Annotated in this window: 25 protein-coding genes; 7 read left to right on the top strand and 18 right to left on the bottom strand. The window is 70.3% G+C overall.

All coding sequences use genetic code 11. The annotated features are described in order from the left end of the window. Window positions 1-205 precede the first annotated feature (205 nt). The gene (locus LMI96_RS02290) at window positions 206-772 is read left to right on the top strand and encodes a murein hydrolase activator EnvC (protein WP_223720977.1); all 567 of its coding nucleotides are present in this window, start codon (window positions 206-208) and stop codon (window positions 770-772) included. Window positions 773-796: 24 nt separating this feature from the next. Here the strand turns inward: LMI96_RS02290 and LMI96_RS02285 are convergent, their stop codons facing one another. The 10 genes from LMI96_RS02285 to LMI96_RS02240 all read right to left on the bottom strand — a co-directional run bounded on the left by LMI96_RS02285 (window position 797) and on the right by LMI96_RS02240 (window position 8699). Then, window positions 797-1408: a DUF3060 domain-containing protein gene (locus LMI96_RS02285; RefSeq protein ID WP_228360349.1), complete on the bottom strand. Its 612-nt coding sequence runs from the start codon at window positions 1406-1408 to the stop codon at window positions 797-799. Between the two features lie 10 nt (window positions 1409-1418). Continuing rightward, a complete protein-coding gene (locus LMI96_RS02280) occupies window positions 1419-2330 on the bottom strand; it encodes a tyrosine-type recombinase/integrase (RefSeq protein WP_228360348.1) in 912 nt (303 codons plus the stop codon). Window positions 2331-2582: 252 nt separating this feature from the next. Continuing rightward, window positions 2583-3767, bottom strand: coding sequence for a DNA-processing protein DprA (dprA, locus tag LMI96_RS02275; RefSeq protein WP_223720974.1), 1185 nt, complete (start codon window positions 3765-3767; stop codon window positions 2583-2585). After that, complete coding sequence (locus tag LMI96_RS02270) at window positions 3764-5293, bottom strand: YifB family Mg chelatase-like AAA ATPase (protein WP_223720973.1); 1530 nt, start codon at window positions 5291-5293, stop codon at window positions 3764-3766. The genes dprA and LMI96_RS02270 overlap by 4 nt, the downstream gene beginning before the upstream one ends. Then, window positions 5290-5652, bottom strand: a complete 363-nt coding sequence (locus LMI96_RS02265; protein ID WP_228360347.1) for a YraN family protein — start codon at window positions 5650-5652, stop codon at window positions 5290-5292. Before LMI96_RS02265 ends, LMI96_RS02270 begins: the two co-directional genes overlap by 4 nt. Window positions 5653-5748: 96 nt before the next feature. Continuing rightward, window positions 5749-6072 carry a DUF2469 family protein gene (locus LMI96_RS02260; RefSeq protein ID WP_223720971.1) on the bottom strand — a complete coding sequence of 108 codons (324 nt, stop codon included), beginning with the start codon at window positions 6070-6072 and terminating at the stop codon, window positions 5749-5751. A gap of 44 nt (window positions 6073-6116) precedes the next feature. Next, on the bottom strand, window positions 6117-6776 hold the full coding sequence (locus LMI96_RS02255; RefSeq protein ID WP_228360346.1) for a ribonuclease HII: 660 nt from the start codon (window positions 6774-6776) through the stop codon (window positions 6117-6119). Then, a complete protein-coding gene (lepB, locus tag LMI96_RS02250) occupies window positions 6773-7540 on the bottom strand; it encodes a signal peptidase I (RefSeq protein WP_228360345.1) in 768 nt (255 codons plus the stop codon). Before lepB ends, LMI96_RS02255 begins: the two co-directional genes overlap by 4 nt. Window positions 7541-7680: 140 nt before the next feature. Continuing rightward, the gene (gene rplS / locus LMI96_RS02245; RefSeq protein WP_223720968.1) at window positions 7681-8028 is read right to left on the bottom strand and encodes a 50S ribosomal protein L19; all 348 of its coding nucleotides are present in this window, start codon (window positions 8026-8028) and stop codon (window positions 7681-7683) included. 167 nt (window positions 8029-8195) lie between these two features. Continuing rightward, complete coding sequence (locus tag LMI96_RS02240) at window positions 8196-8699, bottom strand: MFS transporter permease (RefSeq protein ID WP_223720967.1); 504 nt, start codon at window positions 8697-8699, stop codon at window positions 8196-8198. Window positions 8700-8838: 139 nt separating this feature from the next. Here LMI96_RS02240 and map point away from each other — a divergent pair, with 139 nt between their 5' ends. Next, entirely contained in the window at window positions 8839-9621 is a 783-nt protein-coding gene (gene map / locus LMI96_RS02235; RefSeq protein WP_223720966.1) for a type I methionyl aminopeptidase, read from the top strand. A gap of 11 nt (window positions 9622-9632) precedes the next feature. On the opposite strand, the gene trmD is transcribed toward map, so the two are convergent. The 4 genes from trmD to rpsP are packed head-to-tail and all read right to left on the bottom strand — an operon-like array spanning window position 9633 to window position 11617. Further along, window positions 9633-10322: a tRNA (guanosine(37)-N1)-methyltransferase TrmD gene (gene trmD, locus LMI96_RS02230; protein WP_223720965.1), complete on the bottom strand. Its 690-nt coding sequence runs from the start codon at window positions 10320-10322 to the stop codon at window positions 9633-9635. A 1-nt stretch (window position 10323) separates the two neighbouring features. After that, window positions 10324-10971, bottom strand: coding sequence for a ribosome maturation factor RimM (gene rimM / locus LMI96_RS02225; RefSeq protein WP_223720964.1), 648 nt, complete (start codon window positions 10969-10971; stop codon window positions 10324-10326). Then, window positions 10971-11201 carry an RNA-binding protein gene (locus LMI96_RS02220; RefSeq protein ID WP_228360344.1) on the bottom strand — a complete coding sequence of 77 codons (231 nt, stop codon included), beginning with the start codon at window positions 11199-11201 and terminating at the stop codon, window positions 10971-10973. The genes rimM and LMI96_RS02220 overlap by 1 nt, the downstream gene beginning before the upstream one ends. A gap of 5 nt (window positions 11202-11206) precedes the next feature. Continuing rightward, window positions 11207-11617: a 30S ribosomal protein S16 gene (gene rpsP / locus LMI96_RS02215; RefSeq protein WP_223720962.1), complete on the bottom strand. Its 411-nt coding sequence runs from the start codon at window positions 11615-11617 to the stop codon at window positions 11207-11209. Window positions 11618-11802: 185 nt separating this feature from the next. On the opposite strand from rpsP, the gene LMI96_RS02210 reads away from it, so the two are divergent. After that, a complete protein-coding gene (locus LMI96_RS02210) occupies window positions 11803-12960 on the top strand; it encodes a glutamate--cysteine ligase (RefSeq protein WP_228360343.1) in 1158 nt (385 codons plus the stop codon). A 2-nt stretch (window positions 12961-12962) separates the two neighbouring features. Here the strand turns inward: LMI96_RS02210 and ffh are convergent, their stop codons facing one another. Both ffh and LMI96_RS02200 read right to left on the bottom strand, forming a co-directional pair. Beyond that, on the bottom strand, window positions 12963-14516 hold the full coding sequence (ffh, locus tag LMI96_RS02205) for a signal recognition particle protein (RefSeq protein WP_228360342.1): 1554 nt from the start codon (window positions 14514-14516) through the stop codon (window positions 12963-12965). 18 nt (window positions 14517-14534) lie between these two features. Beyond that, window positions 14535-15098, bottom strand: coding sequence for a TetR/AcrR family transcriptional regulator (locus tag LMI96_RS02200; protein ID WP_228360341.1), 564 nt, complete (start codon window positions 15096-15098; stop codon window positions 14535-14537). 104 nt (window positions 15099-15202) lie between these two features. Between LMI96_RS02200 and LMI96_RS02195 the strand changes: the two genes are divergently transcribed. The 4 genes from LMI96_RS02195 to LMI96_RS02180 are packed head-to-tail and all read left to right on the top strand — an operon-like array spanning window position 15203 to window position 20161. Continuing rightward, window positions 15203-16849, top strand: a complete 1647-nt coding sequence (locus LMI96_RS02195) for an ABC transporter substrate-binding protein (protein ID WP_228360340.1) — start codon at window positions 15203-15205, stop codon at window positions 16847-16849. 26 nt (window positions 16850-16875) lie between these two features. Then, window positions 16876-17844 (top strand): ABC transporter permease, encoded by a 969-nt coding sequence (locus LMI96_RS02190; protein WP_228360339.1) that lies wholly within the window; start codon window positions 16876-16878, stop codon window positions 17842-17844. Next, window positions 17841-18674 carry an ABC transporter permease gene (locus tag LMI96_RS02185; RefSeq protein ID WP_228360338.1) on the top strand — a complete coding sequence of 278 codons (834 nt, stop codon included), beginning with the start codon at window positions 17841-17843 and terminating at the stop codon, window positions 18672-18674. Before LMI96_RS02190 ends, LMI96_RS02185 begins: the two co-directional genes overlap by 4 nt. Continuing rightward, window positions 18674-20161 carry an ABC transporter ATP-binding protein gene (locus LMI96_RS02180; RefSeq protein ID WP_228360337.1) on the top strand — a complete coding sequence of 496 codons (1488 nt, stop codon included), beginning with the start codon at window positions 18674-18676 and terminating at the stop codon, window positions 20159-20161. Before LMI96_RS02185 ends, LMI96_RS02180 begins: the two co-directional genes overlap by 1 nt. 6 nt (window positions 20162-20167) lie before the next feature. On the opposite strand, the gene LMI96_RS02175 is transcribed toward LMI96_RS02180, so the two are convergent. Both LMI96_RS02175 and ftsY read right to left on the bottom strand, forming a co-directional pair. Beyond that, on the bottom strand, window positions 20168-20668 hold the full coding sequence (locus tag LMI96_RS02175) for a DUF2004 domain-containing protein (protein ID WP_223720954.1): 501 nt from the start codon (window positions 20666-20668) through the stop codon (window positions 20168-20170). Window positions 20669-20739: 71 nt separating this feature from the next. Beyond that, a complete protein-coding gene (ftsY, locus tag LMI96_RS02170) occupies window positions 20740-21612 on the bottom strand; it encodes a signal recognition particle-docking protein FtsY (RefSeq protein WP_223720953.1) in 873 nt (290 codons plus the stop codon). Between the last annotated feature and the right edge of the window lie 15 nt (window positions 21613-21627).

Raw genomic sequence — 21627 nt, 5'->3', positions numbered from 1 at the left:
GAAGGGTGGGTGTGCCGCGGTGGGATCCGAGGATCCACTCCGCTCTGGGCACGCGTAGTCACCCCGACGAGCGGGGTGCGTCATCAGTGTATCAGTCGGGGGCCTTCGCGAGCACTTGTCCTCCCCCACCGCCGAAGGGTCGGAGACGTCCACATATCGACCCTCTGGACCCCGCTGGCCGCTCCCTTCGGCCGAGAGTACGAGGATGATCTCCTCCTCCCTTCGCCGGTGCGCCCTCGCGGTGATCCTGGCCGCCGCCGTGGCCGCCGCGGTCGGCGCTCCGGCCGCCGCATCTGTCACCGACCCGTCGTCCGCAGGCTCATCCGCTTCGGCGCCGCCCGTGTGGTCCGTACCCGAAGACACCGCGACGGTGGCGGAGTGGGTCTGGCCCGCCCCCGGCATCGTGAGCCGCGCCTACCAGCAACCGGCGGATGCGTACGCGGCCGGCCATCGGGGCATCGATATCCTGGTCGGCACGACGTCGATCCGCGCGCCCGGCGCGGGCACGGTCGTCTTCGCCGGGATGGTCGTGGACCGGCCGCTTCTCACGATCGATCACGGCGGCGGACTGGTGTCCACCCTCGAACCGGTGACGACGGAGCTGACGGCGGGGGCTTCCGTCGCGCAGGGCGAGGTCGTCGGAGACCTCGCCTCGGGCGGCCACGCCCGACCCGGAGAACTGCACCTCGGCGCGCGCCAGGACGGGGAGTACGTGAACCCGCTGCTCCTTCTCGGCGACGTCCCGCGCGCGGTACTGCTGCCCTGCTGCTGAGACGCCCGGCGGCGCACGGTCCGCTCAGGACGCGGCGATGCTGTTGCGCTGGCCGTTGTCGGCGACGGTTCCGAGCCGCGCGGCCGAGACGACGTTGTCGTTCCCCGAGACCGTGACGGCGTCGAGCGCACCGCGCACGCTCGCCACGTTCCGGTCGCCGTTGATCGTCAGAGCCCGGATGCTGTCGGCCTCGACGTTGTTCCCCTGCCCGCCGACCGTCACGCTGTCGGCGGCCGCGGCGTCCAGCTCATTGCGGTCGCCGCTGAGCTGCAGTGCGCCAACGGTGGCAGCGGTGGTGTCGATATCGAGGTCCGTGCCGCTGATCGTGACCGACGGGCAGTCCCCCGAGAGCACGAGATCCAGGTCCGCACCGCCGAGGGTGACAGGGGCGCCGCCGCAGTCCGTGACGCCCTCCGGTGTCGCGGGGGCGGATGGCGAGGGCGCTGCGGTCGTCGCAGCACCGGTGGGCGCCGGCGAGCTCACCGATGGGCTCGGCGCGACGGTCTGCCGCGATCCGTCGGTGGGAAGCACGGTCGCCCGATCACCCGAGGTCATCCCGCATCCGCTCAGAGCGATCGCCGCGCCGACGAGCAGAGCGGGAACGAGGAGACGGCGGCGATACGTGACGACGGGCATGGGATCCACGCTAGGCCCGCGGATGGGCGAGACGGTAGCTGGAGATCAGACGTTCACCGGAGACGTGCGTGTAGATCTGGGTCGTGCCGAGGCTCGCATGGCCAAGGATCTCCTGCACGGCACGAAGGTCGGCGCCGCCATCGAGAAGATGTGTGGCCGCGGAGTGGCGGAGGGCGTGCGGCCCGACCGCGCGCGTGCCGACGGCGGGGCCCACGGTACGGGCGACGAGGTCGTAGACGCTCCGGGGTCCGAGCGCACCCCCGCGGACGCCGAGGAAGAGCTGCTCCACGGCGCGGTCGGTGTGGGCGCGCGCGGCGAGGGCGGGCCGGCCGCGCACAGCGTAGGCGTCGATCGCGCGCCGGGCCGGCACCCCGAACGGGACGACGCGGTCCTTTCCGCCCTTTCCCGTCACGCGCACCGTCGCCCGGTCGGTGTCGATGTCGGCGAGCCGCACGGCGCAGAGCTCGGAGACCCGGAGCGCCGCACCGTAGAGCAGCTCGAGGACGGCGTGGTCGCGGAGCGCGACCGGGTCACCGGAGGCAGCCGCATCCGCCGCTGCCGTGAGAACGTCCGACAGTGCGGGCGCCGTGGCGACGGCGGGCAGGGTGCGCCCGCGTTTGGGGCCGACGAGGCGCAGACTCGGGTCGACGTCGATCAATCCGCTCTCGCGCGCCCAGCGGAAGAAGTTCCGCGCGGACGCCGTCCGGCGCGCGACGGTCGCCCGGCTGTCTCCGCGGGTGGTCGAGGCCCAGAGCCACTGTCGGAGCTCTTCGAGGTCGACGCGATCGAGGTCGGCGCCCGGTCCGACGGCACGCGTCAGGTCAGCGAGATCTGCGCGGTACGCGCGCACAGTCGCGGGCGACAGGCGCCGCACGTCGGCCAGATATGGCGCCCATCGCTCGATCGCCGTCCGAAGGTCCATGCCGCCAGCATGCCTCGTCAGGTCCCTTCGCGCGGCGAGCCACCCCGGAGTTCCGGCGACCGCTCCTGGAGGCATCCGCTCCTGCGGGCCCCTCTCGCGGGCACCCGCTCCTGCGGACGTCCGCCTCTGCCCGACGAGCGGGGCCGCTCCGTCCCCGTGGACCGACCCCGCTCGCATTGCCCCGCCGGGTCCGCCCCCGCGAACCCGCTCCCCCAGCTCGTCCCCACGAGCTCCGCTCCCCCGCGTGCGCCGTCACCGGGCGCGTCGTCGCCATCCGTTCCCCGACGGCTCGACGCGCCCCTCCAGCAGGAGAGAACCAAGCACCGCTTCGACATCACCCACCGACATGCCGGCGCGGGCCGCCACGTCACCGACCGGCCAGGCGGTCCGCTCGCTCAGGGCATCGAGCACGCGGGTGCGGTCTGCGCCGCCGGCATCCGTCGGGCTCGGCGCGCTGGCCTCTTCCCACCCGACGAGTTCTCGCGCGTCGGGTGGCCCGGTGATGCAAACGGCATCGAACTCGCGCAGCAACCGGTGCGTGCCCGCGGATGCGGCAGAGGTCACCGGCCCGGGCACGGCGCCGAGCGGACGCCCGAGCGCCGCCGCATGCCCCGCCGTGTTGAGCGACCCGCTACGGATGCCGGCCTCGACCACGATCGTGGCGTCGGATGCAGCGGCGATGAGACGGTTCCGCTGCAGGAACCGCCACTTGGTCGGCGCCGCACCGCACGGGACCTCGCTGATCACGGCCCCGGATGCAGCGATACGCTCGATGAGGTCGGTGTGCCCGGCGGGATAGGGACGATCGCATCCGCCCGCGAGGTAGGCGAACGTCACGCCGCCGACCGCGAGCGCGGCACGGTGCGCCGCGCCATCGATGCCGTACGCCGCACCGGAGACGACCGCGATACCCGACTGCGCAACCCCCGCCGCGAGCTCGTTCGCCACGTGCTCCCCGTAAGACGTCGCCGCCCGCGCGCCGACGAGCGCGACCGACGGAGCATCGAGCGCCAATCGCGCCGCATCGCCGCGCACCCAGAGGCACGGCGGCGCGTGGTCGCCCAGGTCGTGCAAGAGCGAGGGCCACGACGCATCCCCCGGCACGATGACCTGCACGCGGTTCCGACGAGCCCGGTCCACCGCGTCGGGCATCGCGTTCGCGGCGACCCGCGGCTGCCACCGTGCGAGAGCTGCCCGCGCTTCGGCGGGAGAAACTCCGGCGATCACCGCGAGATCACGCGGATCCGGACGGTGTCGGACGATCTCCTCGGCGGCCGCCGCACCCCGGGCCCGGAGGAGAGCGCCGCCGACACGGTCTCCCGGCTCGATGATGCAGCTCCACCACACGCGTGCCGCGCGATCGCGTCGCGCGTCCTCGGCGTCGCCGCGAGGACCCACCGCATCCGCGACGGACTCCCACTCGATCGGCCCGCTCATGCGGCGATCCCTTTCTTCATGTACAGCGCCTTCCCGATGTCACGGGGTTCGAGCCGGGGTCGATGATCGAGGTCGGCGAGCGTCCAGGCGAGCCGGAGCACACGGTCGTACCCGCGCAGCGTGAGAGCACCCCGTTCCAGCGCGACATCGAGCGGGCGACGGATGGCGGGTTCCGGTGCGGTCGGCCCGTCTCGAAGCCACGCGCCGGACACGTCGACGTTGCGACGCCAGGGCGTGAGGCGAAGTCGGTCCGCCGCGCGCGAGCGCGCATCCGCGACGCGTTCGCGCGCCTCGGCGCTCGTCACCCGCGACGCCATCGGGTCAGCGGCGACGGTCGAGACCCGTCGCAGCGGAAGTTCGATGTCGACGCGGTCGAGCAGCGGCCCCGACAGCCGACTCAGGTAGCGACGGATCGCATAGGGCGCGCACTCGCAGACCGCCCCGCGCACCCCGTAGTTTCCGCACGGGCACGGGTTCGTCGCGAGAACCAGCTGGAACCGCGCCGGATAGCGGACGGCGGTGCCGGAGCGGTGGATCTCGATATCGCCGCGCTCGAGCGGCTGCCGGAGCGCATCGAGCACCGAAGCGGGAAATTCGCCCGCCTCATCGAGGAACAAGACTCCCTCGCTCGCGCGGGCGATCGCTCCAGGACGGATGACCCGCGACCCGCCTCCCACCAGCGCCACCACGCTCGCGGTGTGGTGCGGCGCCTCCAGCGGAGGCGTTCGACTCAGCGTCGTCACGGTCTCGCCCGACAGGGAACGGATGGAGGCGACCGCCAGCGCGGCGCGCTCATCGAGCGGCGGCAGGATGCCCGGCAGCCGCTGGGCGAGCATCGTCTTGCCGGCCCCGGGCGGTCCGCTGAGCAGCATGTGGTGGCCGCCGGCCGCGGCCACGACGAGCGCGTCGACCGCCTCGCGTTGCCCGATGACGTCGGCCAGGTCGGGCGCGTCCGGCCCGGCCGGCGGCGCGGCGACCGGTCGCGCAACGGGTTCCGCATCCGGCACCTCCACATCGGCGCCGTACCGGCACGCGACCTCGGCGAGGCTCGTCGCACCGAAGACCTCGATGTCGTCGACAAGGGCGGCCTCCGGGAGGTTCGCCACCGGAACGACGATCCGGCGGCGGCCGGCCCGCGCGGCGGCGATGACCGCGGGAAGCACCCCCGCGACCGGGCGGATCCGCCCGTCCAGACCGAGCTCGCCGAGATGGACCGTCGACTCCACCGCGGTCAGATCCAGGCCACCGTCCGTCGCGAGCGCCGCGATGGCGATCGCCAGGTCGAAGGACGACCCCTGCTTGGGCAGACTCGCCGGCGACAGGTTCACGGTGATCCGACGGCGCGGCAGAGGGAGCCCGGAGTTGGCGCAGGCGTTGTGCACGCGCTGCACGGCTTCTCCGAGCGCACGATCACCGAGTCCGATGATCCGGAACTCCGGCGTCTGCGCACTCAGATCGGCCTCGACCTCGACGAGTGCTCCGTCGAGTCCGGAGAGCGCGACCGCCCACGTCCGCGCGACGCTCATCGGAGATCCTGCAGGTGCTCGACGCGGAACTCCGACGCGCTCGCGCCCACGATCGCGACGGCATCCACCCGCACGCCGCGCCCCCGTGCGAGGTCCGGATGCTGACGGCACCACGCGGCCGCCAACTTCCACAGCCGGGATCTCTTGCGCGTGTCGACCGCCTCGAGAGGATGCCCGTACCGCTCGGTCGTTCGCGTCTTGACCTCGACGACGACGATCTCGTCGCCGTCGCGGGCGATGATGTCGACCTCGCCCAGCGGACACCGCCAGTTGCGGTCGAGGATGTCGTACCCGGCGTCACGCAGATAGTTCGCTGCGGTGTCTTCGCCGTCCCGACCGAGAGTGTCTTTCGCTGCCATGACGACAGCATCGCGATCAGCGGGCGGCCCGCGCGGCCCGCACCCCCGCTTCGGGGACGGATCGGTCGTGATCAGTCCCTGGGGAGGGGCAGTCGATCAGTTGTCGAGCGACAGCTCTTCCGGAAGTTGGAAGTCCCGGCGCGAGAGCTCCTCGACGTTGACGTCCTTGAACGTCAGCACCCGCACGCCCTTGACGAACCGATCCGCGCGGTAGATGTCCCACACCCACACGTCGTTCATCGAGATCTCGAAGTAGAAGTCGTGCTCCGTGTCGCGGCGGACGACGTTCACCTCGTTGGCGAGGTAGAAGCGCCGTTCGGTTTCGATCACGTACTGGAACTGCGAAACGACATCCCGATACTCGCGGTAGAGAGCGAGTTCGAGTTCGCGATCGTAGTCTTCGAAGGCGTCCTCATCCATGGTGAGTCCATCCTAGATCGCGCGGCTGCACCCCTGGCCACTCCTCAGAACAGCGCGGGCGCGTCTGAGATCGCCCAGGACGACCGATGGTGCGCGGAGATGCCGTGCTCGGCGATCGCCGCCCGGTGCACGGCGCTCGCGTATCCCTTGTTCCGGTGCCAGGCGTACACGGGGGCCTCGTCGTGGAGATCCACCATGAGCGCGTCGCGACCGACCTTCGCGAGCACGGATGCGGCCGCCGCGCTCGCACAGTCCCGGTCGGCCTTGATGACCGGTTGCACGGCGCACTCGAGCGCGCCCGCCGGGGTGATGTAATCGTGGTTTCCGTCGAGGATCACGACCGCGTCCGCGATCGGCACGCCCTGGGCGCGGAGCACGTCGATCGCGCGGTGCGCCGCCCGCCCGAGCGCCCGGATGATGCCGACCTCGTCGATCTCCGCCGACGTCGACCAGCCGAGCGCCGACGCGTCCACCCACGCACCCGCGCGCGCGGCGACATCGGCCCGCCGCGGCTCCGGGATCAGCTTCGAGTCACGGAGCCCCTCCGGGACCCGCGGCCGCCCCGAGCGCGGAGCCATCACCGTCGCCCCGATCGCGACCGGGCCCGCGAGCGCACCGCGACCGACCTCGTCGCACGCGATGACGATCCGACCCTCGGCCCACAGCGAACGTTCCAGGCGCAGCGTCGGCACCGGAGGCGTCACGGTTGCGGTTCCTCCTCGGCATCCGGAACGGCGCCGAAGACCTCGTGGTGGAAGTCGAGCGGACCGAAGCGGTCGAACGGCCACGTGATGATGAACGCGCGCCCGACGACGTTGTCGACCGGAACGAACCCCTTGCCGGGCTGATCCTGGTTGAAGCGGGAGTCCTGCGAGCGGTAGCGATTGTCCCCCATGACCCAGAGCGAGCCCGCCGGCACCGTGATGTCGAAGTCCACGCCCGACGCCGGTGCACCGGGCTCCGGCAGCTGGGTGTACGACGTCTCGTCGATCGGGATGCCGTTGACGGTGAGTTGGCCGAGTTCGTTGCAGCAGACGACGTGGTCGCCGGGCAGCCCGATGATGCGCTTGATCAGATGATCGTCGCTGTCGGGGGCCGCGAGACCGACGAGCGACAGCACCCACTCGATCGCGTCCACGACGGGCCCCTGGGACGGCGCGGCCATCTCAGGGCTGAGCCAGCCGCCCGGGTCGCGGAAAACCACGACGTCGCCCCGCTCGTACCCGCCGAAGCGGGGGGTGAGCTCGTCGACCAGGATTCGGTCCTGCTCGATCAGCGTGTGCTCCATGGACGCGGAGGGGATGTAGAACGAGCGCACCAGGAAGGTCTTGACGAGGAACGAAACGAGCAGCGCGATGATGATGATGACCACCACGTCACGCAGGAACGTCAGTATCCCTCGCCGACGTCGGTCCCGGATCGGAACCTCGGGGGCCGCGTCGTGCGCCCTGTTGTCACTGGTGGTCATGAAGGTCCTTCGGTGCGGGGCGGCAGACGCCGGTATCTAGGGTCGCACACGGATTCGGCGGCAGCCGCACGCCGCCTCGGCGCGCTCGCGAAACGACGAAACCCCCGGCGCGGAGCACCGGGGGTTTCGCACAGACGCGATCAGTTGTCGCGCTTCTCCTTGATCTTGGCCTTCTTGCCGCGCAGGTTACGCAGGTAGTAGAGCTTCGCGCGACGCACGTCACCGCGGGTGACGACCTCGATCTTGTCGATGACCGGGGAGTGCACCGGGAAGACGCGCTCGACGCCGACCTGGAAGCTGATCTTGCGGACCGTGAAGGTCTCGCGCACACCGTCGCCCTGGCGGCCGATGACGACGCCCTGGAAGACCTGGATACGAGAGCGGGTGCCCTCGGTGATGTTCACATGCACCTTGACGGTGTCACCGGGAGCGAAGACGGGGATGTCGGAGCGGAGCGATGCCGCATCGACGACGTCGAGAATCTGCATGTTGTTCTCTTCCTGCAACCGCCACAGGTCGGCTGCGAAAATGGGTGTTCACGAAGTGTGGATGGTGCCCGTGCCGATCGCAGAGCGACCGGCGGTATCCCCTGAGGCAGAGACCGGTGAGGGCACAAACGTTTATTCTGCCATGTCCGGGCTCGCCCGGCAAAACGTCAGCGCTCGGTGTGCGCGGTTTCTTCGACGACGATGACCTCGTGCGGCTGGGCACCACGCTGCGCACGCGGCTGTTCGGCCGGCGCGGGGATGTAGGTGGCCCCGTTCTCCGCACGCAGGAGCATGGCGCTCGGCGCCGCCTCCCGCCAGAGCCGACGCAGCTGCCACCAGATCAGCACGACACCGAAGACGACGGTCAGCACCATCACCGGGGCCCACCACGCCGAGACGTAGAACCCGAGGGCGATCGTGAGCGCGTGCCACACGCCGATCCCGGCGACGTCTCCCCACGACACCGCACGCGCGGCGCGCACACTCGGTCGGCTGCGCGTGATCAGCGTGAGCGCGATCTGCCCGAGGAAGACCGACGGGATGGCGATGAACAGCACCCAGAGGAACGCCCACCCGCCGGCGTTGAAGACGCCCCATCCGACGAAGAGCCAGAGCGGCAGCGCGAACGCGGCCGGGAACAGCCAATTGAAGAACGCTCGCCTCAGCCACATGGCCCCGATGCTACGCCGCCGCAGGCCTCGGGGGGCGGAGCGCCGGCGTACTCACCGGGAGCGCACAGCGACGCCGACCAACGGGGGCGACACGTTCGCTCCGCATCCGGGAGAATGGACGAGACATTCAAGGAGCACCATGATCGAACTGCGCACCCCGGCCGAGATCGAGCAGATGCGGCCCGTCGGCCGCTTCGTCGCCGAGGTTCTCGCGACCCTCCGGGACGAGACCTCCGTCGGAACGAACCTGCTCGCGATCGATCGTCGCGCGCACGACATGATCCGACGGGCCGGAGCCGAGTCCTGTTACATCGACTACCACCCGTCGTTCGGTGCGAGCCCCTTCGGAAAGGTGCTCTGCACCTCGGTCAACGATGCAGTGCTGCACGGGCTCCCCCACGACTACACTCTGCGCGACGGCGACCTCGTCAGCCTCGACTTCGCGGCATCACTCGGTGGCTGGGTCGCCGACTCCGCCGTATCGTTCGTCGTCGGCACACCGCGCGATGAAGACCTGCGGCTGATCGAGACGACGCAGCGGGCACTGGATGCGGCCATCGAGGCGGCCATCGTCGGGCACCGCATCGGCGACATCTCGGCCGCCATCGCCGAGGTCGCCCACGGCGAGGGGTACTCGATCAACATGGACTTCGGCGGCCACGGCGTCGGTCGGGTCATGCACGGCGATCCGCACATCGCGAACGACGGAAAACCGGGTCGCGGATACCCGCTGCGCGCGGGCCTCGTGATGGCCCTCGAGCCGTGGTTCCTCGCGACGACCGACAAGCTCGTCACCGACCCGGACGGCTGGACGCTCCGGAGCGTCGACGGATCGCGCGGAGCGCACTCCGAGCACACCATGGCCGTCACGGCGGACGGTCCGATCGTTCTGACCGACCGGTCCTTCCTCGGCGTCGACTGACCCGCGCTCGGCTACTCGCCGAGCAGGTCGGGGCGACGCGCGCGCGTGCGCTCGATCTGCTGCTCCCGACGCCACTGCGCGACGCGGCCGTGATGGCCGCTCAGCAGCACGTCGGGCGCGTCGAGGCCCCGCCAGGACGCGGGCTTCGTGTACGAGGGGTACTCGAGGAGCCCGTCCTCGTGGGATTCCTCCACCAGGCTCTCCGGGTTTCCGACCACGCCGGGCACGAGTCGCCCGACCGCTTCGATCATCGCCATCGCCGCGACCTCGCCGCCGTTGAGCACGTAGTCGCCGAGGCTCGCGAGCCTCACGGGGCCGAGCGTCGCCGCGTAGGTGAACACACGCTCGTCGATGCCCTCGTACCGACCGCATCCGAACACCAGGTGTTCCGATGTCGACCACTCCCGCGCGGTGCGCTGGACGAACCGCTCACCGGCGGGCGACGGGAACACGAACGTCGGGGTCGAGTCCGCGTCCGCGACGATCGCATCGAGCACGTCACCCCATGGCTCGGGCTTCATGACCATCCCGGCGCCGCCTCCGAACGGCGTGTCGTCGACCTTGCGATGACGATCGTTCGTGTAGTCGCGCAGGTCGTGCACGCGCACATCCAGGATGCCGTTGCCTCGCGCTTTGCCGAGGAGAGAGACCTCGAGGACGTCGAAGAACGCCGGGAAGATCGTCACGACGTCGATGCGCACGTCAGTCCTTCGGGTCGGTCGGGGCCGGATCCTCGACAGTGTCGGCGTCCTCGGCGGACTCGGGCTCCTCGGGGGCGGGATCCTCGTCGGTGTCGTCGGAGGGAAGCTCTTCGAACAGCCCGGGCGGCGGGGTCACGATCACGCGGCCCGCAGCGACGTCGACCTCGGGGACGATGGCCTTCACGAAGGGCACCAGCACTTCGCGGTCATCGGAAGCGGTGATCACGAGCAGATCCTGCGCGGGCATGTGGTCGACACGCGCCACGCGGCCGACGGTCTGACCGTCGCGGACCACCGCGAGTCCGACCAGCTGGTGATCGAACCAGGCATCGTCTTCGCCCGACTCGGTCTCGGCATCCTGATCGATCCAGAGGATCGCGCGAACGAGAGTCTCGGCGGCGGAGCGGTCTTCGACTCCATCGAGGAAGAGCACCGCGTGGGAGTTCATCCATTTGAACTCGCGCACCGTGACGCTCTTTCCGAACCACGGCGACGAGTCGGGAACCTGCAGCGTGAAGGAGGCCCCCGGCGTGAAACGCCCGTCGGGGTCGTCGGTGTAGAGCTCGACCTTCATCGCACCCTTGAGTCCGTGGGCCTTCACGAGGCGGCCGACGCGGAGCTGGGTCTTGGCGGTGTGGGGGGAACTCATCAGTCGTCGGCGACGTCGACGCGGACGCGCGCACCGTCGGCGAGGGCGCCGATCACGGTGCGGAGGGATTTGGCGGTGCGACCGCCGCGCCCGATCACGCGACCCCGATCATCGGGGTGGACGTGCACCTCGAGCACGTCACCGCGAGGCGACGTGGACGAGACGATACGCACGGCGTCCGGGTGATCGACGATCCCCTTGACGACGTGCTCGAGCGCGGCGGACAGCACGATGATTACGCCTCGGTGTTCTCAGCGTCGGCGGCGGGCGCCTCGGCAGGTGCGTCGGCCTTCTTCTCGGCCTTCGGCTTGACGACCGACTTCTTGGACGCGTCGACCGAGAACGGCTGCTTCGGCTCGGCGACCTGGACGGTGCTGACGGCGTTGGCGTCGCCCTGGTAGCGGCCCCAGTCGCCGGTGAGCTTCAGCAGCGCGAGGACCTGCTCGGTCGGCTGTGCGCCGACGCCGAGCCAGTACTGCGCGCGGTCGGAGTCGACCTCGATGAACGAGGGCTGCTCGGTGGGGTGGTACTTGCCGATCTCCTCGATGACACGACCATCGCGCTTGGTGCGCGAGTCGGCCACGACGATGCGGTAGTACGGCGCACGGATCTTGCCGAGTCGCTTGAGACGGATCTTGACAGCCACGATTCTCCTGAATGTGTGGAAGGTGGTTGAACTGGGCGCCTGGAGAGTGGGGTGCACACCCGGCGGAAGCTCTGAAGGGGGCGGATCGGGTCGGATAGAGGGTCGGACGACGATCCAGCGTCCTATTTTGCCAGATGACGGGCCATGCTGCGAACCGAACCGGCTCACATGTCAGACTTTCCCCCGTGACGGTGCCTTTCGCGACTTCCCCGCGCTCCTCTGTCGGCCTCGAATGGGAGATCATGCTGGCCGACGGCGCCAGCGGCGACCTCGTTCCCCGCGGACCCGAAGTCTTGGACGCCATCGGCGATCAGGTCGCCGGAGAACGCTTCTCGATCACCGGCGAGCTGCTGACCAACACGGTCGAAGTGACCAGCGGTGTCGGCGGCACGGTCGAAGCCGCCGTCGACGACATCGCCGACGCGATCGCCGCCGTTCGCGAAGTGACCGATCCCCGCGGCATCGAGCTGCTCTGCGCGGGAAGCCACCCGTTCGCGCAGTGGTTCGACCAGCAGGTCACCGATAAGACGCGCTACCACACCCTCATCGAGCGCACCCAGTGGTGGGGCCGCAACATGATGATCTGGGGCATCCACGTGCACGTCGGAGTCGACGACGTGACGAAGGTCATGCCCATCATCCGCGCCCTCACGGTCTACCTGCCGCATCTGCAGGCCCTCTCGGCGTCCAGTCCCTTCTGGGCCGGCGAACGCACCGGGTACGCCTCGAACCGATCCCTCGTCTTCCAGCAGCTGCCGACCGCGGGGCTCCCCTGGCCGCTAACCGACTGGGCCGCCTATGAGGCGTACTTGGACGACATGGTGCGAACGGGCGTCATGGAGGATGCCAGCGAGGTGCGCTGGGATGTGCGGCCCGCACCGAAGTGGGGAACCATCGAGATCCGCGCGTGCGACGGCATGTCGACTCTGCCCGAGCTCTCCGCGGTCGCCGCGTTCGCACAGGTGCTCGTCGAATGGTTCTCGCGACGACTGGATGCGGGAGACGACCTCGTCGAACTCCAGCCGTGGTTCGTGCGGGAGAACAAGTGGCGCGCCGCCCGCTACGGAATGGACGCGGAGCTCATCGTCGGCTCCGACGGACGCGAACTGCTCGTCTCCGACCACCTCGCCGAAACACTCGCCGAGATCCGCGACATCGCCGACGAGCTGAAGTGCGGCGAAGAACTCGCCGGCCTCGACACGATCGTCGCGCAGGGTGCGAGCTACCAGCGCCAGCTCGCGATCGCCGATGCCGCCGACGGCGATCTTCGCGCGGTCGTGCAGCACCTCATCCGCGAGTTCCGGAACGGACCCTCGCGTCGAGACGTGCTGCAGGACCGGTAGCCTCAGCCCTTGCCGAGGAGCTTCTGCAGTTCGGCGAGATCCGCGGCGCTCGGGGCCCCCGTCGCCGGCGCTCCACCGAGCCCGAAGCCGGAGCCCGTGGGAGCGGCCGCCTCGACCGGGGCGTTCGCGTTCTCTGCCGCGCGACGCGCCGGGTTGCCCGACCGCGAGCCCTTCGCCTTCTGCTGCTTGCCTCGCTTGCTCGAGGCCCCCGGGCGGCCCATCGAGCCCATTCCCGGAACGTTGGGTACCCCGCCGCGGGCGACGGTCTTCATCATCTTGGCAGCCTGATCGAAGCGCTGCACGAGCTGGTTCACGTCGGTGACCGTCATGCCCGAACCCTTCGCGATGCGCATGCGCCGCGATCCGTTCAGCACCTTGGGGTTGCGTCGCTCCCCCGGCGTCATCGATCGGATGATCGCCTCGGTGCGGTCGATCTCGCGCTCGTCGAAGTTGTCGAGCTGCTGCTTCATCTGCCCCATACCCGGGAGCATCCCGAGCATCTTCTTCATCGAACCCATCTTCTTCATCTGCTGAAGCTGGTCGAGGAAGTCTTCGAGGGTGAACTGTTCGGTCGCGAGCTTCTCGGCGACCTTCATCGCCTCCGCCTCGTCGAACGCGCCCTGCGCCTGCTCGATGAGGGTCAGGATGTCGCCGAGGTCGAGGATGCGGCTCGCCATGCGGTCGGGATGGAACGCCTCGAGATCGTCGAGGCCCTCACCCGTGGACGCGTAGATGATGGGGCGGCCCGTGACCGAGGCGACCGAGAGCGCCGCGCCACCGCGTGCGTCGCCGTCGAGCTTGGACAGCACGACGCCGGTGAAGTCGACGCCCTCCTGGAAGGCTGTGGCGGTGTTCACCGCATCCTGACCGATCATCGCGTCGATGACGAAGAGCACTTCATCGGGCGATGTGGCCCGACGGATGTCGGAGGCCTGCTTCATCAGCTCGGCGTCGACGCCGAGGCGACCGGCCGTGTCGATGATGACGATGTCGTGCTGCTGGCGCTTCGCGTACTCGACGCCGTCGCGAGCGACCTTCACCGGGTCACCGACGCCGTTGCCCGGCTCGGGCGCGTAGATGGCGGCGCCGGCACGCTCGGCGACGACCCGCAGCTGATCCACCGCACTCGGCCGCTGGAGGTCGGCCGCGATCAGGAGCGGGGTGTGGCCGTCCTTCTCGAGCAGGCGCGCGAGCTTGCCCGCGAATGTGGTCTTACCGGAGCCCTGGAGGCCGGCCAGCATGATCACGGTGGGCGGGTTCTTCGCGAACTGCAGGCGACGCTGCTCGCCGCCGAGGATCGTCACGAGCTCCTCGTTGACGATCTGCACGACCTGCTGCGCGGGGTTCAGGGCCCGGTTGACCTCATCGCCGAGGGCGCGCTCGCGCACCTTCGCGGTGAACTCCTTCACCACGACCAGCGCGACGTCCGCGTCGAGCAGAGCGCGCCGGATCTCGCGGACGGTGCCGTCCACATCCGCGGGGGTGAGCTTGCCCTTCGTGCGAAGGTTGCGGAAGGTCTCTGTGAGCCGGTCGGAGAGGGTGCCGAAAGTCGCCATGGTTCCCCGATTCTACGGCTACGGCGCCGCCCGCGCCGCGAGGTCCAGCGCGCGGTCGAGCACATCCGGCAGCGACGCGCCGCTTCCCGCACGGTCGGCCCACGTCCAGACGGCCGCCAGCACCGCTCCCGCGTAGGCGGCGGCGGCGACTTCCGCGTGCAGATCACCGGCGCCCTCCCGCACGAATCGGACGGCGACGGCGCGCTGCACGCGCGCTTGCCGGACCGCGCGTTCCCGCTCCCATTCACTGCCGAGTCCCATGACCTGCGCGTGGGTGATCGCGAGGGCGAGCGAGTCGGGGGCGAAGTCCTCGGCGATCTCGGCGAGCGCCGCACGCACACCCGCACCCCCGGCGAGCGCCTCCTCGGCTCGGCCGATCCGGTCGTCGAGTCCGGACCAGAGCACGTCGGCCTTCGAGGCGAAGTAGTTGAAGAAGCTCGACCGCCCGACCCCGGCCCGCTGGGTGATGTCGGCGACGGATGTCGCGTCGTACCCGCGTTCGAGGAAGAGTTCGCCGGCTGCCTCGGCGATCGTCTCGCGCGACGAGGCACGGGGGCGCCCGGAGCGAGCGGATGCGGGCATGCCCACAGCATACGGACCTCGGCTCTCGTGCGACGGCCTAGGATCGACTTATTGGACCGCATCCGGAAAGTCGGCGGTCCGCACCTCACAGCGAAGGCACACCCATGCACAGCGTCCTCGCCGCGCCCCGCGGCCGCATCCTCTCCCTGCTCGCTCTCGGCGCCGCCACCGCGCTCGCCCTGACCGCGTGCGCCGCACCGGCCAGCACGCCCTCCGCCGCCGAGGGGGGCACGCTCGTCTACGCGACCGGCGACGCCGAGCCCACCTGCCTCGACCCACACGTGGGCGGCAACTACCCGCAGGCCCTCATCTCGACGCAGTATCTCGAGCCGCTGGTCGGTCGTAACTCGACCGGCGAGATCACCCCCTGGCTGGCGACGGACTGGACCGTGTCGGACGACGGACTCACCTGGGACTTCACCCTCAAGAGCGACGTGACGTTCACCGACGGCACCCCGCTCGACGCAGCCGCGGTGAAGACGAACATCGAGCACCTGCAGAACCCCGACACGGGCTCGTCGACCGGCTACCTCGCCGTCGCGAAGGTCGCCTCGGTCGAGGCGGTCGATGCCACGCACGCGCGTTTCCATCTCTCGGCCCCCGACTCGGCGCTCCTCGAATCCCTCAGCCAGCAGTGGACCGCGATCGAGTCGCCGGCCGGCCTCGCCCGGGGCACCGACGAGAACTGCGCCGCCCCGATCGGCACGGGTCCGTTCATCGTCGACGAGTGGGTTCCGCAGCAGCAGATCACTCTCGTCCGCAACGACGATTACGCAACCCCTGATTCGGAGACGGAGAACGACGGCGCCGCCCATCTGGACGCCATCGAATGGCGTTTCATCCCGGATGCGGCAACCCGCTGGGCCGCGCTCCAGTCCGGCGACGTCGACGTCATCGACAACCCGCAGCCCGACGCGATCGTCGCCGCGGAGAACTCCGACGACATCACCCACATCGACGCACCCCGACCCGGTTCGTCGAACCGCATCGAACTGAACGCGGGCCAGGCGCCGTTCGATGACATCCGCGTCCGCGAGGCGTTCATCCGCGCGGCCGATCCCGATCCGGGGATCGCCGCGCTGTACCTCAGCACCGTGGACCGCTCGTACTCCGCCCTCGCCAGCACGGAGCCGGTCGGCATCTCCGACCCGGATCTATTCACGACGGATGCCGCGAAGGCCGCTTCCCTCCTCGACGAGGCGGGGTGGACCGCGAAGGATGCGGACGGGGTCCGCACGAAGGACGGACAGCGCCTCACCGTGCGCTTCCCGGTCAGCACGAACCAGTCGGTCGCCGCGGAGCAGTCGTTGTTCGAGCAGATCCAGGCGAACGCCGCGGGGGTCGGGTTCGACGTCGTGCTCACACCGATGGACCTCTCCAGCTGGTACGGGGCTCTCGCGGCCAACGAGTACGAGGCGGTCAGCGCGCCGTACACGAAGGTCGGTCCGGACGTCCTGCGGATCCTCTACGACTCCGACGGGATCACCCCGGCACCGTCGGGATACTTCGCGAACCACGCGCAGCTGTCCGACCCGTCGCTCGACCAGCTCCTGGACGCCGCGTCATCGGCGTCGGATGCGGCGGAGCGCGCCGACCTCTACGCGCAGGCCCAGCAGATCATTCTGGAGAGCTATGCGATCCTGCCCCTGTACGACCAGCAGAACCACTTCCTCACCCGCGGGGTGACCGGAGTGCGCACGCTCGGCACGGTCGCGACGCCGACGTTCGTCGACGCGCAGCTGAACGGCTGATCCCGCCCGTGCGGGTCGCGCGGTGGATGCTTGCCCGCCTGGGTTCGGCGGTGCTGGTGGTGTGGGTGGTGACGACGGTGGTGTTCTTCGCCCTCCGCGCCTCCGGCGACCCGCTCGAGGCCATCCTGGGCGGACCCGGGTCGCAGGCCGGTGAGGAGGCGGTGGCGCGCGCGCGGGAGACCTACGGTCTGGATGCCCCGCTGCTCTGGCAGTACGCGCTGCTGCTCGGGCGCACCGCCACCCTCCAGCTGGGCGACTCGTACGCGCGCCGCCAACCGGTCATGGAGCTGATCGGCGCGCAGTTGCCGTCGACGCTGCTCCTGGCCTCGCTCGCGCTCGTGCTCGCGTGGGTCCTCGCGCTCACCGGCGCTCTGATCGCCCGCACCGCACGCGGCCGGATCGGACGCTCCGTCGCCGCCCTCGTGCGCGGGGCGGAAGTCGTTGCGACCGTCATGCCCCAGTTCTGGTTGGGGGCGGTGCTGATCCTCGTCTTCGCCGCGAACCTCGGCATCCTTCCCGCGACGAGCTCCGGTGCGGATCCCGCGGGGCTCATCCTCCCGGTGATCACGCTGGCCGTGCCGATCGCCGGTTTCCTCGCGCAGATCATGCGCGATTCGCTGGCCGACGCGGATGCGGCGCCATTCGCGGTCACCGCGCGTTCGCGCGGCGCCTCGGAGTCCCGGGTGCTGCTCCGGCACACTCTCCGCCACGCCAGTCTGCCCGCGCTGGCGCTGTCCGGCTGGGCGTACGGCAGCCTTCTCAGCGGCGCCGTGGTCGTGGAGACCCTGTTCGCGCGCCCCGGGCTCGGGCGCCTCCTCATCGACGGCGCCATGCAGCGGGACGTGCCCCTCGTCATCGGAGCGGTCGTCGTCGTCGCGCTCGTCTACGTCGTCGTGATGGTGCTGGTCGATGCGCTCGAGCTCGTCGTGGACCCACGGCTCCGGACCCGCCGCAGCGCCGTGGCCACGCCCGCCGATGTGGCGGTCGGCTCGTGAGCCTGATCGCCGGCCGCGTCCGGAGCGTCACGGCAGGACTCGCCCCGGCGGGTCTGATCGCCGCGATCGCCATGCTCATGATCGCCCTGGCGGCGATCTGGCCGAGCCTGTTCGCCCCGGGCGATCCGCTCGCGATCTCCCCCGCCGACGCGTTCTCGCCGCCCGCGTGGGGGCACCCGTTCGGCACGGACGAGTCCGGGCGCGACATCTTCACACGCATCGTGCACGGCACGGCGCCGTCGGTCGGTATCGGACTCGCCGCCACGGCGATCGGCATCGGCGCGGGTCTCGTGCTGGGGTTCGCCTCCGGTCTCGGTCCGCGGATGCTGGACGCCGCGCTCGGGCGAATCATCGAGGTGCTGTTCGCGCTGCCGACACTCGTCATGGCGCTGCTGCTAGTGGCGGTGATGGGTCCGGGATCGGATGCCGCCGTCCTCGCCATCGGCGCGGCGACCGCCCCGGGCTACGCCCGCATCCTGCGCGCACGCGTCCGTGGGGTCGCGCGAAGCGACTACGTCGCCTACGCCCGCCTGGAGGGAACACCGGTGTGGCAGGTGTTCCGCCGGCACATCGCCCCCAACGCGCTCTGGCCGCTCGTCGGTGTCGCAACCCTCGGCATCGGCCAAGCGATCGTATGGGTGTCCGCGCTCAGCTTCCTCGGCTTCGGCGCGCTCCCGCCGTCTCCGGAGTGGGGCGCGATGCTCAACGCCGGGCGCGTCTACATTTCGACCGCCTGGTGGATGACGATCTTCCCGGGCGCGGCGATCGTCGTCACGGCGACCGCGCTGACGGTTCTCGGCCGGCGCCTCGCCGCGAGAGAAGGTGCGTGATGCTGCACATCGACGGACTCACCGTCTCGCTCCCGGGATCGGGCGAGGTGCTGCACGGCATCGACCTCGCGGTCGCCGCCGGCGAGTGCCTCGCGGTCGTGGGCGAATCCGGGGCGGGCAAGTCGGTCCTCGCCCGCACGCTGCTCGGTCTGACGCAGGACGACCCCGGCACGCGTGTCGCCGCACGCCGCTTCGAACTCGGCGGGACGGACGTGCGCCGGCTCTCGAAACGGGGATGGCGCGCGGTCCGCGGCGTCGAGGTGTCCCTGGTGCTGCAGGATGCCCTGCAGTCGCTCGATCCGCTGCGAACGACCGAGGCCGAGGTCGGTGAGACGCTCGCGATCCGCGGCGTCCGACGAGCGGCCCGCCGCCTGCGGGTGATCTCGGCCCTCGACGACGCGGGCCTCCCCCGCGCCGCGGATCACCTCAAAGCACGTTCGGAGGAGCTCTCCGGCGGGATGCGGCAGCGCGCCCTCATCGCGTCGGCGCTCGTCGGGGGTGCACGACTCGTCGTCGCGGACGAGCCGACCACCGCGCTCGACGCGACCGTCGCCGCCCGCATCCTCGCCCTCCTCGCACGTCTCCGCGACGAGGGCCGGGCGCTGGTGCTCATCAGCCACGACCTCGCCGCCGTCGCGGCGATCGCCGACCGGATCGCCGTGATCGATCACGGTCGCATCGTGGAGACCGGGCCCGCCGCGGAGGTCCTCTCCGCCCCCCGACACGACGTGACCCGTGCTCTCGTCGCGGCCGCGCCGCGCGGCGCCAAGCCGTTCTCCGCCGCTCCGGGAGACGATCTCGTGACGGCGACCGGGCTGGTGCGCCGCTACCGGTCCGCACAGGGGTCCCGCATCGACGCGGTCGACGACGTGGCGTTGCGGGTGCGCGCAGGAGAGACGATCGGGGTCGTCGGAGAGTCGGGGTCTGGGAAGTCCACGCTCGCGCGCCTGCTCGTCGGCGCGGAATCCCCCGACGCGGGCGTCATCTCGCGCACCGCGCGCTGCATCCGACTCATTCCGCAAGACCCCGCCGCGTCCTTCGACCCGCGGTGGAGCGTCCGGCGGATCCTCCGTACCGCCGCAGTGAAGGGCACCGCCACTCCGGAATCGCTCCTGGAGCGCGTGGGTCTCGATGCCTCGCTGCTCGGCCGCCGCCCCGCCACGCTCTCCGGCGGTCAGCGTCAACGCGTCGCGATCGCTCGCGCGCTCGCCGCCGATCCCGATCTCCTGGTCTGCGACGAACCCGTTTCGGCGCTCGACGTCACGACCCAGGCGGGCATCCTCGAGCTGCTGATGACTCTGCAGCGTCAGACGGGTCTGGGACTCGTGTTCATCTCCCACGATCTCGCGGTCATCCGGAAGATCAGCGACCGGGTCGCCGTGATGCGCGCCGGCAGAATCGTCGAGACCGGACCGACCGAAGAGGTGTTCGCCCGCCCGAGGGAAGCGTTCACGCGCGAACTCGTGCAGGCCGCGCGCACCTTCTGAGAGGACTCAGTCGGCGCTCGTGACCGACTGCACCTTGCCTTCGGAGTCGAGGTTCACCAGCAGCACGTCGTCGGTCTCGTCGGCGTCGAGCGCGTATTCGAGCACCGCGAACGGATCGGAGCCGCCGTGTTCGTCGGCGAGGATCGTCATGCTCGTGAACTGCAACGACCGGATGACGTCCACGTGCACGTCTCCCGAGAGATCGACGAGGAGGTCGGGCAGGGTCTCACCGAAACGAGCCTGCTGCTGCAGGATGTACTCGGTCACCTCGCTCGTGCGGTCGTCGAGTTCGGTGATCATTGCGTTCCGCGCCAGCATGTCGAGACTCTCGAGCGACGAGACGAGCGACGCCGCGACGTCGAGCGCCCCCTGGGAGACGTCCTCCTGGTCGGGCGCGGTGAGATCCACGGTGACCGACTGGTCGCCGAACTCCACGTTCTCGGACCAGAAGATGGATCCGTCGGGCCCGGACTCGAGGAGGCCGAAGAAGTCGTGCTCGATCGCCATCCCCCCATGTAATCAGCACGGCCGTCGAGGAGGAAGTCCGACGCGCGGCGCGCCGCCGCGGGAAGGGCGGTTCAGCCGACGAGCGCGTCGACGAATACGTGCGGGGTGAAGCCGGTCAGGTCACCGATGCCCTCGCCCTGACCGAGCAGCTTGACCGGGATTCCCGTGCGTTCCTGCACCGCCAGCACGAAGCCGCCCTTGGCCGACCCGTCGAGCTTGGTCAGCACGAGGCCCGTGACACCCGCTTGCTCGAGGAAGGCCTGCGCCTGCAACAGCCCGTTCTGACCCGTCGTCGCGTCGAGCACCAGCAGCACCTCGCTGATCGGAGCCTGCTTCTCCACGACGCGACGGATCTTGCCGAGTTCGTCCATCAGGCCGCCCTTGGTGTGAAGCCGCCCGGCGGTGTCGATCAGCACGATCTCCGTCCCCGCCGCCTTCGCGTGCTCCACCGTCTGGTACGCCACGGATGCGGGATCCTGCCCCTCGTGCTGCGGGCGGACGATCGTGGCCCCACCCCGCTCCGCCCAGGTCGCCAACTGATCGACGGCGGCCGCGCGGAACGTGTCCGCCGCTCCCACCACGACGGACCGGTCGTACCGGCGGAGGAAATGCGCGAACTTGCCGATCGTGGTCGTCTTGCCGACGCCGTTCACGCCCACGACGAGAACGACGGCGGGGCGTTCGGTGAGCCGCAGCGTGGTGTCGAACTTCGCGAAATGCTCTTCGAGCGTCTCTTTCAGCATGCGTTGCAGGTCACGCGGGTCGGTCGTCCGGTAACGGTCGACCTTCGCACGCAGCTCGTCGACGAGCCGCTCGGAGATGTCGGGACCGAAGTCGGCCGTCAACAGCGCCGTCTCCAGGTCGTCCCACGTGCTCTCGTCGATGACGGGCTTGACGAACATCCCCCGCAGGGCGCGCCCCAGCGACCACGATCTCTCGGCCATGCCCCCAGCCTACGC

This window comes from Microbacterium sp. cx-59 (assembly GCF_020805625.1).
In the GTDB taxonomy this organism is placed as follows: Bacteria; Actinomycetota; Actinomycetes; order Actinomycetales; family Microbacteriaceae; genus Microbacterium.
This window is presented reverse-complemented; position numbering and strand designations above follow the sequence as displayed.